The 14,784-nt window shown below is 32.3% G+C and carries 7 protein-coding genes; all 7 read right to left on the minus strand.

What is annotated here, in order from left to right:
• Positions 1 to 84: 84 nt before the first annotated feature.
• A complete protein-coding gene (locus tag O5639_RS07775; protein ID WP_269623978.1) occupies positions 85 to 1,308 on the minus strand; it encodes a protein arginine N-methyltransferase in 1,224 nt (407 codons plus the stop codon).
• A gap of 290 nt (positions 1,309 to 1,598) precedes the next feature.
• Positions 1,599 to 3,557 carry a tetratricopeptide repeat-containing sulfotransferase family protein gene (locus O5639_RS07780; protein WP_269623979.1) on the minus strand — a complete coding sequence of 653 codons (1,959 nt, stop codon included), beginning with the start codon at positions 3,555 to 3,557 and terminating at the stop codon, positions 1,599 to 1,601.
• A gap of 18 nt (positions 3,558 to 3,575) precedes the next feature.
• Entirely contained in the window at positions 3,576 to 5,402 is a 1,827-nt protein-coding gene (locus tag O5639_RS07785; RefSeq protein ID WP_269623980.1) for a tetratricopeptide repeat protein, read from the minus strand.
• Between the two features lie 204 nt (positions 5,403 to 5,606).
• A complete protein-coding gene (locus O5639_RS07790) occupies positions 5,607 to 7,763 on the minus strand; it encodes a tetratricopeptide repeat protein (protein WP_269623981.1) in 2,157 nt (718 codons plus the stop codon).
• Between the two features lie 496 nt (positions 7,764 to 8,259).
• Positions 8,260 to 9,810, minus strand: a complete 1,551-nt coding sequence (locus O5639_RS07795) for a tetratricopeptide repeat-containing sulfotransferase family protein (RefSeq protein ID WP_269623982.1) — start codon at positions 9,808 to 9,810, stop codon at positions 8,260 to 8,262.
• A gap of 288 nt (positions 9,811 to 10,098) precedes the next feature.
• Positions 10,099 to 11,877, minus strand: coding sequence for a tetratricopeptide repeat protein (locus O5639_RS07800; protein WP_269623983.1), 1,779 nt, complete (start codon positions 11,875 to 11,877; stop codon positions 10,099 to 10,101).
• 887 nt (positions 11,878 to 12,764) lie between these two features.
• Entirely contained in the window at positions 12,765 to 14,690 is a 1,926-nt protein-coding gene (locus O5639_RS07805) for a tetratricopeptide repeat protein (protein ID WP_269623984.1), read from the minus strand.
• Positions 14,691 to 14,784: the final 94 nt, after the last annotated feature.

A 14,784-nucleotide genomic window follows, 5' to 3' on the forward strand; every position in this document is an offset into this window, starting at 1 on the left:
AACTAATACATTCCTTTGAAGGTATTTGGATGCTTCTCGCAAACCTTGCCAACTTTTGTACGTTTATTTGTTGTTGTCTTTTAGTTAAATAGCTATAAGCTTCACGGCTGTTTGATAGGTAGCATAAGAAACTGCTAAAACCTCGTAAGTGAAATTATTTTTTGAGCAAAATTCATTGAATGCTTTATATTCGTGTTGCTCCCAATTGTCGTGGACAATAAACTCATCAAAAATTAAAATTGTATCTTTATCGATTATTGGTTTTGAATAATTTAACGCACAGACAGTAGAAGAATATAGATCGGCGTCAAAATTTATAACTGACGCTATTGGTCTTGGCTGAGAAAAGAACGTAGGTAATGTGTCTTCAAACATTCCTGCTATAAATGTTCCTCCAATAATTTTTGGAATGGTTCCTTGTGTAGAAAATGCTCCTTTTTTAAAACGATCCCAATTTTCAGGCAAGCCTTCAAACGTATCAAATCCGTAACCTTCTTTAAATGTTTTAATTAAATACTTAAATGACGAACCTTTATAGACACCAAATTCGTAAAAAGGGCGATTTTGAATGCTTTGTTTAATTACGGCATCATAAAAATCCGATCGCTGAAAAAATACTTCTGGTAGTTTGGCTAAACTTGACACCCATTTTAAAGAATTTAAAAAAGAATTATTTGATTGATTTGATTGATTTGATTGTATTACGTTATTTAATAATGAATTATCACCTTGGTGTAACTTTATAGCGCTGAGTGTTAGCTTTCCTTTTAAATGATTTTCATTCACTGTTAAGCATTGAACGATACTTTTTTCTCCTTCTTTTAATTTGCCTAGACTATTTAATATATTACCAAGATTGTAATGAGCCTCTGCGAAATTAGGATTCAGTTCAATTGCTTTGCGAGTGGATAATTCTGCGTCTTTTAATTTGCCTAGACTATTTAATATATTACCAAGATTGGAATGAGCCTCTGTGAAATTAGGATTCAGTTCAATTGCTTTGCGATACATATTTTCTGCCTCTTCTAATTTGCCTAGACCTTCTAAAATTGCTCCATAGTTAGAAAAAACTCGGTGATCTTTAAATTCTTCGTTGATGAAATATTGATAATATTTTGTTGCTTCTGAAATGTTTCCTTGTTGATGAAACTTAAACGCTTGCTTAATTATTTGTTCTTTAGAAGGCTTAGAAAGAGTGTTAGTGGAAATAGAAATATTTTCTTTTATTTCGCCTAAAGCAAATGGAACTGAGAATGTTTTCACTTTAGTAACTTTCTGTTTTTCTTGCTTTTGTTCATCCGACTCCATCAATTGTTGTTTCCCTTTAGAATTTCAACTATTTTACTCCTAACTCTAACGCTTGTTCACATTGTTTGAAGCCATGTCTAAACTTGTAAATAGAGACTAAAAAGTAGATCTTTATATTATTTCTCCACGAAGAGAACATAGGACAAGGGGACAAAATTACCGATTATGAAGAGTTAGAAAGCATATGCGTGTTGATTCTCAATATACCTTTAGTTAATTGTCCTTATATAAGAGAACTTTGCTTATTTTATGCGGTGTTTATTTCTAACTATCTAATTTTTGATGATGATTCAAGAAAGTAAGTCTCGATATCTATTAGTTTTAGTCAGGATTTCAATAGCAGGTTTAAGCATTTCTTTGTAGTTCTTCCATCCACCAATTGATTTTGAATTGATTGGGGAACGAACTTGAACATTGCTTGCAGTTGAAACTGAGCGTGGATTTAGATGTGGCGATAGATATGTATCGTTCCATTTCCAATCTAACCAAGAGATCAACGATTTAATTTCTTTATAAGGATTCCTCACTAATAAATCGTAATCTAAATCGTATATTTTTGATCTGAATCTATTTTTATACTTTTTCATTATTTTCTCTTGATCTAAATAAACTTTTGTGCAATCAATCAGGGAAGTTGAATATGTATTTCCTGTAGTAGAAAAATGTGCTCGATAAATTGATAGTATATTATCTAAAGGATTTCGATAACAGTGAATAATTCGAGAGCTTGATATATGATTGGCAATGATACCAGCGTATTGATAGTTATATAACCATTTATTTGTTGTGATATTTAATTGAGTCTTATTATTTACTTTTTCTCGATATAATACACTAAGATTTTTCTCTCCTTTATACTTTTTATATTCTCGGAATGATTCCTCTAGAATGTTAATTTCACCTAGATCATATACATCATTGTTCATACTAATAATTGACTCTAGTAAAGTAGAACCACTTCTAGGCATGCCTACAATGAAAATACTCTCTGGTGATTCTTTATAATTTTTTTTATTAATCTCTCTTTTATCAGATTCAATAAGTAATGTTCTAGATTTATTGATAAAAATATCAGAGTTCGATGGATTAAGATCAAGTTTAATCTGATTCGCTAATTGAAGATATTTAGAGCTTTCTTCGTAATTTTTCTCTTTATGAAGAACATTCGCTCTTGCAAAGTAAATATCAATCTTATCTTTTTGGGATTTGTTCTGTACAATATTTTGAGAAAAGAGTTGACCCCTCCATCTCATATTTTCATCTGAATATTTAAGTAAAGATAGTGAAAGGTATGCCTCTGTGCAATTAGGATTTAGCTCAATTGCTTTTCGAATAGATAATTCTGCGTTTTGTAAGTTGCCAAGACTTTTTAATATTATTCCTAGATTTAAATGTGCCTTTATGTATTCAGGCTTCAGTTCAATTGCTTTTCGAATAGATAATTCTGCTTCTTTTAAGCTGCCAAGATCTATCAATATGCTTCCCAGATTGGAATGTGCCTCTGCGAAATTAGGATTAAGTTCAATTGCTTTGCGGAAAGATAATTCTGCTTCTTTTAAATTGTCAATTTCTCTCAATATGTTTCCCAGATTGGAATGTGCTTCTGCGAAATTAGGATTAAGTTCAATTGCTTTGCGGAAAGATAATTCTGCTTCTTTTAAATTGTCAATTTCTCTCAATATGTTTCCCAGATTGGAATGTGCCTCTACGAAATTAGGATTAAGTTCAATTGCTTTGCGGAAAGACAATTCTGCTTCTTTTAAATTACCAATATCTCTCAATATGTTTCCCAGATTGAAATGCGCTTCTGTGAGATTAGGATTTAATTCACTAGCTTTGCGGAAAGATAATTCTGCTTCTTTTAAATTACCAATATCTCTCAATATGTTTCCCAGATTGAAATGCGCTTCTGCGAGATCAGGATTCAATTCAATAGCTTTGCGAGTCGATAATTCTGCTTCTTGTAATTTACCAAGATTTTTTAATATGATGCCATAATTAGCAAAAACCGTGTGATCTTTGAATCCTTGATTTATGAAATCTTTATAATATTGTGCTGCTTTTACAATATTTCCTTGTGCATGATAGTTAATTGCTTGATTAATTAATTGTTCTTTAGAAGGTTTGGAAGAAATATTAGTAGAAATAGAAATATTCTCTTTAATTTCTTCTAAAGTAAATGGAACTGGAAATGTATGTACTTTATAGATTTCCCTCTTTCTTTGATTTTTACCGCTAGATTTTTTCATTTATACTTTCGATACACATTACCACTCATTATTTATCCTATTTCCAAATAACATGGTGATATTAATTCTACGATTCTCATACCCTTCTTTGAATTCATAATTATCAGTTTCATGAAATAAATTTGAATTGAAGATAACAGCACGATTTTCATTATGTGGAATCACTTTAGTATTCCCTTTACTATTTTTTAGTTCTTCTCGGATTTTGCTCACATTACGATTATAAGTTTTAAAATCCCAATCTTTTGGTGCTTCTACGTCATAGACAACTAAACCACCAGAGTCTGGATTTAAGTTGGCTTCTTGAGGAGTTATCCAGAAATTCACATTGACTGCTGCGAAATCTGCGTGAACATTGATACCTGTGATGGATGAATCTTCATGTTTCGCACGACTATCGTACTTGTAAGCCCATATTTGATTGATAGTATGATCTTTGAATATTTGAGGGAACTTCTTTTTTAGCTCATCTGCTATTTGAATAATTAATGGATTAGCCAAACCCTCCGTTAAATATGCTCCAAGGTAGCCACCCCCTTTGATATCAAACCAAATTGTGCTTCCAAGTAGAAATTGTCGAAGAGACTCTATTGCTTTAGCACTTAAGAAATCATCAATGTAAGTTAATCCGAACTCATGATCGAAATAATCATTTGTAATTTGCGCAACATTTAAGGAATTATTGATTGCTTCGTTTTTAACTGTAGGTACCTTTATTTGATGTATGAGACGATTGTAACTACCATGAAGAAGACTTTGATGATGATTGCTTAGAGAAATCAATTGAGTTTCAGATGGCCAATTAATTTCAGCGGCAATTTTTTTATACAGAATGATAAGAGCTATAAATTTTTTTCTCTCGTAACCTTGCGATGCTAAATATTCAAATTGTTCAATATCATGATCTATTTTGGCTTTACTTATTTGAGTGAATTTTGAGTTATTAGATTCTTGGTTTTTTTGTCCTCTTAGTAACTCAGCACTTTCTGAAAAATATTTTAAGGCTGAGTCATATTCACCTTTTTCAAGGAGTATGTATCCCAGACTCTTATGAGCTTCAATTAAATCAGGATTGAGTTCAATAGCTTTGCGAGTCGATAATTCAGCTTCTTGTAATTGACCAAGATCTCTCAATATATTTCCTAGATTAGAAAAAGCCTCTGCGAAATCAGGATTGAGTTCAATAGCTTTGCGAGTCGATAATTCAGCTTCTTGTAATTGACCAAGATCTTTCAATATATTTCCCAGATTAGAAAATGCTTCTGTAAAATCAGGAATGAGTTCAATAGCTTTGCGAGTCGATAACTCAGCTTCTTGTAATTGACCAAGATCTTTCAATATGCCTCCCAAACTTGAATGTGCTATACCAAAATTAGGAATGAGTTCAATGGCCTTGCGAGTAGACAATTCAGCTTCTTGTAATTGACCAAGATCTTTCAATATGCCTCCCAGATTGTAATATGCTTCTGCGAAATCAGGATTGAGTTCAATAGCTTTGCGAGTCGATAATTCAGCTTCTTGTAATTGACCAAGATCTTTCAATATGCCTCCCAGATTGTAATGTGCTTCTGCGAAATTAGGATTGAGTTCAATAGCATTACGGTATGAGATTTCAGCGTCTTTTAATCTGCCAAGATCTTTTAATATGACTCCATAATTACTAAAAACCCTGTGATCGTTGAATCCCTTATTTATAAAATATTGATAATATTTTGCCGCCTCTTGAATATTTCCTTGTGAATGAAATTTAAATGCTTGATGAATTATTTTTTCTTGAGAAAGCGTAGTATTATTTTTTCTTGCTTGTTTTTTTTGAGATGTCTGCTTTTCTCCAAATCCTTTCATTTGGACCTTTACGTCTTTTCTGTTTCTTAGATTATACTATTAGCTTAGAGAACTTAAAAAAGATGGATAAAATTATTTCTTTTCTGTTTTCTAATTTATTCAAATGTTACTAATAACTACTAAAAATTGCTGAGGTTTACTTGTTTCAATGTACAAATCTGTACCATCGCCTACATTTGATTGATAGGGGGGTTAAAGTGGTTGTTATGAGGGGGAGATTCCACTCTCATCAATAGATCTGTAAGATTTTGTTGTGAGGGATATTTCTGATTTAAGTGCTCTTGAAACTCTTTCCATCACTTCTTGCCAATTATGTCGTTCGTGTTGTCGGAATAATCTCATAGACGGATACCAAAATGTAGTTTCTCGTTCTAATCCCCAAGTCCAAAAAGGGATATATCTTAAGAGTAACCAAACTTTTTTTCCCATCCCTCCCGCCAAATGAGCAATAGAAGTATCGCAAGTAATAATTAAATCACAGTTCTCAATGATGGCAGCATTTTCAAGGAAATCCCAGGTGGAATCTATTTGAGGTTGGCATTCAACAAAATTCTTTTTAAATGAGCAACTATCTAATTGCTCTGAACCAAATCCTTTTTGGAGCGAAAGCATTTTGATGTTTTGTAGATCAGAGAGTATTGAAAAAGTTTCTAAAGGAATTGATCGTCCTTGATAACCCTTTTCGGTTTCTAGACCTCCTTGCCAATTAATAGCAATTATTGGTTTTTTTTCTTTAGATAGTATTCTTTGCCATTTATTTTTTAGTGCCTCTGTTGTCTTGATATATGGACCAGAGACAATTGAATTCGCTGGGGTTACTTTTAGATATTTAGGCAAAGATAATAGTGGAATCCATTGACGTGCTGAAACTTTTTCTACTTGTTCTGGAGTTAATGGATTTTGATCAATGGCTGAAGATTGGATCAATGAATGTAGTTTTGTTTGAGCAGAAAAAGAGACATCAAGACCTTTCTTTCTTAAATAAGGTATGTACCTCATATATTGAAGTGTGTCTCCTAAACCTTGCTCACTAATAACTAAAAGTTTTTCTCCTTTTTGAAATTCTTTATTATCTTTTCTTTTGATTTTTGGCTTGCCGTGAATACGAGCAGGTCTCTTTTTTTTAAATCTAAACTCATAGTTCTCTAGACCATCTTTATAATTTCCTTTTATGAGTTGTATGAGAGATAGATTAAAAAAAGCTTCTGCGAGATTAGGATTTTGTTCACTAGCTTTGCGAGTAGATACTTCTGCTTCTTGTAAATTACCAAGATCACTCAATATGCTCCCCAGATTGAAATGAGCATCAGCGAATTGAGGATTGAGTTCAATTGCTTTGCGAATGGATATTTCAGCTTCATGTAAGTTTCCAAGTTCTCGCAAAACGGTTCCAAGGTTGGAATGTGCTTCTGCTAAATCAGGATTCAGGTCAATCGCTTTGCGAATTGATAATTCTGCTTCTTGAAAGTTTTCAAGATTTTTTAAAATGATTCCAAGATTGGAATGAGCCATTGCCAAATTAGGATTCAGTTCAATTGCTTTGCGAGTTGATAATTCTGCTTCTTGTGATTTTTCTAGGTCAGTTAAAACTACCCCAAGGTTTAGATGTGCCTCTGCGATATTAGGATTGAGTGCAATGGCTTTGCGACTAGATATTTCTGCTTCTTTAAGCCTCTTTTGCTCAATAAGTATATTGGCAAGAAGGAAATGAGAGTTAAAAAGATTGGGTTTAAGTTCTATTGCTTTACGAGCCGATAATTCTGCTTCTTGAAAGTTTTCAAGATCTTTTAATGTGTTTCCTAAATTTAAATGAGCCTCTGCGAAATCAGGATTGAGTTCAATAGCTTTGCGAGTAGACACCTCTGCGTCTTGTAATTGATCAAGATCTTTCAATATGATTCCCAGATTGTAATGAGCATCAGGGAATTGAGGATTGAGTTCAATAGCTTTGCGAGTAGACACCTCTGCGTCTTGTAATTTGCCAAGATCTTTCAATATGATTCCCAGATTGTAATGAGCATCAGGGAATTGAGGATTGAGTTCAATGGCTTTGCGTGTAGATACTTCTGCGTCTTGTAATTTGCCAAGATCTTTTAAAATAATTCCATAATTAGAAAAAACCCTGTGATCTTTGAATCCTTGATCAATAAAGGATTGATAATATTTGGCTGCTTCTTTTATGTTCCCTTGTGAATGAAAATTAAATGCTTGATTAATTATTTGCTCTTTAGAATGTTTAGATGCAGTGCTGGTAGTGATCGTAATATTTTCGTTGATTTTTTCTAAAGTAAATGGAACTGAGAATGTTTTAATTTCAGAGACTTTGCGCTTACCTGGTTCTTGCTTCTCAGGCCTCTCCATTGTTTATTTTCTTTTGAATTTTAAACATCTTACTCTTAAATCTAGTCAGTTTATGCCTTCCCCATAAGTTTTGCATGAGAATTGTTGGGGAAATTGGTTGTATTAGTGAAAGGGATTACAAGGAATATTTGGGCTGGTAACTATTGAGTGGGAGTGATAATGACTACTAAGAGGTAGTTATAGATTGAAAGTTGTAGTTCCACGTGCCCTCTTCTCTATTGAGAAATCATAGAAAGTGTTTTTCCTACAATTGTAGTTAAATTTCTAAGATTTAGTCACTAAGAATTGATTGACGAATGCCCTACAAATTATTTTTTCCTGAGGATATAAAAGATACCAAAAAGGCGGCCCGCTCTAAAGCAGGTCTTTTTGATGATTAGTTGCAAATGTGTCTTTGTCTCTACTGTGGAGGATCTCACCTCCTCTTAAACCAAACCTACTCAACATGAGAATAAACTCCTTCTTAACCAACAACGCAAAAATTTTTGTTGATGATTTATGAAATCAAGTTTCGATATCTATCCGTTTGAGCAAGGATTTCTATAGAGGTTTTAAGCATTTCTTTGTAGTTCTTCCATCCACCAACTGATTTTGAATTGATTTGGGAGCGGACTTGAACATTACTTGCTGTTGAAACTGATCTTGTATTGAGATGTGGTGATAGATATGAATCATCCCATTCCCAATCTAGCCAAGAGACTAAAGATTTAATTTCTTTATTAGGATTGGTCACTAATAAGTCATAATTTAAGTCGTATATTTTGGATCTAAAACTCTTTTTATACTCTGTCATTATGTTTTCTTGATCTAAATAAACTCTTGCGCAATCAACCAAGGAAGAGGAATAATCATTTCCCTTAAGAAAATGAGCTCGGTATATTGAAAGAATATTATCTAAAGGATTTCTATAACAGTGAATAATTTTTGCGGTTGGTATTTTCTTGGCAATGATACCTGTGTATAGGTAATTATATAAGTTTTTATTAGTTGTTTTATTCGCTTTTTGATTAAGATCTTTGATTTTTTTCCAATATAATTCAGCAAGTGTTAATTGTTGATCAACTTGCTTACTTTCTAGAAATGATTCTTCGAGGATCTGACTCTCTCCCAAATCCTTAATATTAGTATTCATAGTAATAATTGATTCTAATAATGTAGAACCACTTCTTGGCATACCTACAATGAAAATACTCTCTTGTGATTCTGTATATTCTTTTTGATTATTTTCTTTTTTTTCTGATTCAATAAGTAATTCTTTAGATTTATTGATTAAATTATCTGCGTTTGAGGGGTTAAGTATAAGTTTTAATTGATTTGCAAATTTGAAATGTTTAGCACTTTCCTTATAATTCTTTTCCTTATGAAGAATATTTGCTTTTGCGAAGTAAATATCAACTTTCTCTCTTTGTGATTTGTTTTTTAAGATACCTTCAGAAAAGAGTTGATCCCTCCATATCATATCTTTATTGGAGTATTTAAGTAACGATAGTGAATAGTATGCTTTTGCGTAATGAGGATTGAGTGCAATTGCTTTGCGAGTAGATAATTCTGCTTCTTTTAATTTGCCCAGATCTATCAATATGTTTCCCAGATTGAAATGCGCCTTTGCGTAATGAGGATTGAGTGCAATAGCTTTGCGAGTAGATAATTCTGCTTCTTTTAATCTGCCCAGATCTATCAATATGCCTCCAAGATTGAAATGCGCCTTTGCGTAATCAGGATTGAGTGCAATTGCTTTGCGAGTAGATAATTCTGCTTCTTTTAATTTGCCAATATTTTTTAAGATGACTCCATAATTTGAAAAGACTCTGTGGTCATTACAACCTTGCTTAATTAACTGTTTATAATATTTCCCTGCTTCTGCAATATTACCCTCTGTATGAAACTTTATTGCCTGATTAATTATTTGTTCTTTAGAGGCTTGAGAAAGAGTCTTTGTATTAAGAGTAAGATTTTCTTTGATTTCTCCTAATTTAAATGGAACTGGGAATGTTTTTATATCATAGATATTCTTGCTCCCATGATCTTTGTTACCAGATTGTTCCATCTTCATATCCTTTGATGCCAAGCATTGTAATACTAATGCTGAAATTATTTAATTTTTATATTTAGCTAAATAAAGTAGTAGTTGACTTGAATGATTGCCTATGACATCTCTAAGTTAATTTCCTTTTGAGAAGTTTAACTTTCTCGTATTGATTTCATATGAGATGCCAACATTACCAAATTCTATGATTTATATAGATATAATTAGAGATCTTGATCTTAGTATATTTGGGGTTTCATTGAGTGGGAATAGTAAAGACTACTACTTTGTAGTTATAAAGTTAAAACCTTACTTACATATTTCTTTTTTAAGTGCGATTGATACTCTTTCCATCACTTCTTGCCAATTATGTCGCTCGTGTTGTCTGAATAATCTCATCGATGGATACCAAAATGTTGTTTCTTCTTTTAGTCCCCATGTCCAAAAGGGTATATCTCTTAAAAGTAACCAAACTTTTTTTCCCATTCCTCCAGCTAAATGAGCAATTGATGTATCACAAGTAATAATCAAATCGCAGTTCTGGATGATGGCAGCATTTTCAAGAAAATCCCAAGTGGAATTAATTTGTGGTTGGCATTCAACAAACTTATTTTTAAATGAGCATTGTTCTAATTGTTCTGAACCAAACCCTTTTTGTAGAGAAAGTATTGATAGTTCATTCTGCTTAAAAAGAAGCGAGAAAGTTTCTAAAGGAATTGATCGTCCTTGATAAGTTTTTTCAAGTCTTGTACTTCCTTGCCAATTAATCCCAATGATTGGTCTTTTTTCTTTAGAAAAAATATTTTTCCATTTTTGAGTGAATTGATCTGTTGAAAATATGTATGGTTGAGAAATGATTGGATTTTTTGGACTGATTTTGAGATATCTAGCTAAAGATAATAGTGGAATCCATTGACGTGCTGAAACTTTTTCTACTTGTTCTGGAGTTAATGGATTTTGATCAATGGCTGAAGATTGGATCAATGAATGTAGTTTGGTTTGAGCAGAAAAAGAGACATCAAGACCTTTCTTTCTTAAATAAGGTATGTACCTCATATATTGAAGTGTGTCTCCTAAACCTTGCTCACTAACGACTAAAATCTTGCTTTCTTGGTTTGATAGTTGATTGTCGATTCGTTTAAGTTTTGTCTTGCCGTGAATAAGAGCAGGTCTCTTTTTTTTTAATCTAAACTCATAGTTCTCTAGACCATCTTTATAATTTCCTTTTAGGAGTTGTATGAGAGATAGATTAAAAAAAGCTTCTGCGAGATTAGGATTGAGTGCAATGGCTTTTCGCGTAGACACTTCTGCTTCTTGTAAGTTACCAAGATCTCTCAATATATTTCCTAGATTTGAATGAGCCTCGGCGAAATTAGGTTGAAGATCAATAGCTTTGCGTTGTGATAATTCTGCGTCATGTAATTTGCCAAGATCTTTCAATATGTTTCCCAGATTTAAATAAGCATTTGCGAAATTAGGTTGAAGTGCAATGGCTTTGCGAGTTGATAATTCTGCTTCTTTTAAGTTACCAAGATCTCTCAAAATATTTCCTAGATTTGAATGAGCTATTGCGTAATCAGGTTTAAGTTCAATGGCTTTTCGAGTCGATAATTCAGCTTCTTCTAATTTTCCAAGATCTTTTAAAATATCTCCCAGATTAGAATGAGCTTTAGTGAAATTGGGATTGAGTTCAATGGCTTTTCGAGTCGATAATTCAGCTTCTTTTAATTTTCCAAGATCTCTCAAAATCACTCCAAAATTTAAAAATATTCTGTGGTCATTAAAACTTTTATTTATACAGTATTGATAATATTTTACTGCTTCTGAGGTGTTTCCTTCTGCATGAAACTTAAATGCTTGATCAATTATTTCTTCTTTAGAAGATTTAAAATCACTATTCTTAGCTGATTCTAAAATATTATCATTTGAATGTGCTTGAAATGCTTTCGCGATTATTTCGTCTTTAAAATTATTAGTTAAAATATTTATATTTTCATGGATTTCACTCAATGAAAATGGAACGGAATAAATATCTAAGTCATTATTTTTCTCAATATTCCCATCATCTGGATCGAAGTCAATACTCATACCCAGTACAACAAAAAATGTCGTATATGTTTCATTAATGACAATATTTTATTACATCAGATGGTAATAATTGCTTTTAATGCAAATAGCTTTAATTTCTATTAAGAAACAAAATCTTAGAAGCAGATCTCAACGATTTCAAAAGTAGGGTTTAGAGCAGTCTGAATGCTTGAAAAGCGAGTCAGACCTTAGATTAAAAGGTAGTAAGAGAACTATTTTCTTTAGTTTCATTTAGTGCAAATGCAATTGTCTATGTTTTTATTTCAGCGACTGTTTTTTTCCTTTTTTCTCTTGCACAGATTTCTTGGTCCTTGCCTGTGTTGGGCTTAGATGTGAATATCCGACTATTTTATTTATTTTTACTAGTTTAAGTCGCGCCTCTTGCTTCTATCCGAACTAGATTTTCTGCCTTTCAAGTTTAGCTTCGTATAATTTTTCTACCCAGAGATAGGACAAGAGGACAAAATTTCAATACTAAACTAGGATTTATAATCCTTTACGCTATTTTTAAAGTAATGTCCTAATAAGAAAGTCATAAGGTTAAAAACGTCTTCTAAACGTTTACGCTCGAGAATTAAGGAGAAACTGTTTCCGAGATGGACTTGGATTATAAGGCATATTTGGGGTAGGAACTATTTAGTGGGAATAGTATCGACAACTGAACTGTAGTTATAGAATCAAAATATTACTTTCAAATGATGAAGTCACCTTTTATTACTCAAAAAAATCCCTTCTGAATCAATTCGATTTGATATCTTGTTATCTGGTTTATAGAGCAAATTTAGAGAATTGACTTCTCTTCCTTTTTAAATATTTAGCTCTTTGAATTTTGAGAGAAATAAAATATATAAGGTAGATATATTTTCAGCAATTTATTGGATAAAACTTTAAGGTTCGTATAGGTGATTCGTAAACAAAATAGAGAGACATTTTGGAGATAGGTGCGTGTGATCACACATATGAATATTATTATTTTCTCCATTTTTATCGGATGTTAAATCATAAACGTCTAAGAAATATGCTCCTCTAGATAAGACATTTTTTTTAAAAATTGAATTGTATATTTTGATCATTTCTACCCTTTTTATATCTAATTCATCAATTAATTCTTTTTGTTTTGTTGGCGCTGGAATACCAAAGTAATATCTTTTGGCGTAATGTGGAGCAAGAATAAACTCCATATAATTTAAATAATTATTGATAGTTTTTTCACAAGTTCCTACAATGTCTTTATTATTTTTGATCGAGTAAGGCAAAATACCTTCCTCTTTTCGGCAATCTATCTCTCCAAAAGAGATAAATATTTTATCACTATAATTATGTTTTTTTATCTGTTGATTTAATGAACTTTTCCATTGATTATTTTGATCACTAGCAAAATGCCATGCTTTAGCACCTGTAATTAAAACGGGTTGAATTTGTTGTGATTTTGAGTGAATTGATAGCATTTGGTGGGCGAACGAAAGACAATGACTTTCACCTATATGAGGTATGGTGTCTGAATCATGTATGTCATTTTCTTTGTCGAGCAGAGGATAAAGTAAAGTAATAAATCTAGAAAAAGATAATGTATAGTTTCTATTTTTTATATCTTCAATAGTATTAGCTACTCCTTTATCGATTAATTTATTGACTTTTTTGATGTTCAAAGACGTTCCTCTAAAATCTTTTTCTATTAAATTAGCGATTGTAATTCGTAATAGAGCGAGTAACTTATAACTTTCATTGATTGATTTTGACTCAAGTGTTGATTTTGATAAAAGAATTAATTCCTTCAAATTGCCAAGATCTCTCAAAATATTGCCTAGATTGGAATGTGACATTCCGAGATCAGGATTGAGTTCAATTGCTTGACGAGTAGATACTTCTGCTTCTTTTAGTTTGCCAAGATCCCTCAAAATACTTCCCAGATTTGAATGTGCCATTGCGAAATCAGGCTTGAGTTCAATCGCTTTGCGAGTCGATAACTCTGCTTCTTGTAATTTCCCAAGATCTCTCAATATGTTTCCTAGATTGGAATGAGCCATTGCGAAATCAGGATTGAGTTCAATCGCTTTGCGAGTCGACAATTCAGCTTCTTGTAAGTTTCCATGATTTCTCAATATTATGCCAAGGTTTGAATGAGCCATTGCGAAATCAGGATTGAGTTCAATCGCTTTGCGAGTTGATAATTCAGCTTCTTGTAATTGACCAAGATCTTTCAATATATTTCCCAGATTAGAAAATGCTTCTGCATAGTCAGGCTTGAGTTCAATCGCTTTGCGAGTCGATAATTCAGCTTCTTGTAATTGACCAAGATCTTTCAATATGTTTCCCAGGTTTGAATGTGCCATGGCGAAATTAGGCTTGAGTCCAATAGCTTTGCGAGTCGATAATTCAGCTTCTTGTAATTGACCAAGATCTTTCAATATGCCTCCCAGATTGTAATGTGCTTCTGCGAAATCAGGCTTGAGTTCAATAGCTTTGCGAGTCGATAATTCAGCTTCTTGTAATTGACCAAAATCTTTTAAAATTGCTCCTAAGTTATAATGAGCTTGTAGGTAATTAGGCTGAAGTTCAATAGCATTACGGTATGAGATTTCAGCGTCTTTTAATCTGCCAAGATTTTTTAATATGACTCCATAATTACTAAAAACCCTGTGATCGTTGAATCCCTTATTTATCAAATATTGATAATATTTTGCCGCTTCTTGAATATTTCCCTGTGAATGAAATTTTAATGCTTGATGAATTATTTTTTCTTGAGAAAGCGTAGTATTATTTTTTCTTGCTTGTTTTTTTTGAGATGTCTGCTTTTCTCCAAATTCTTTCATTTGGACCTTTAAATTCTTTCTGTTTTTAGATTATACTATTAGCTTAGAGATCTTAAAAAAAGATTGATAAAAGTATTTTTTACTATAGTTAACC

This window comes from Prochlorococcus marinus str. MIT 1214, assembly GCF_027359355.1.
In the GTDB taxonomy this organism is placed as follows: Bacteria; Cyanobacteriota; Cyanobacteriia; order PCC-6307; family Cyanobiaceae; genus Prochlorococcus_B; species Prochlorococcus_B marinus_F.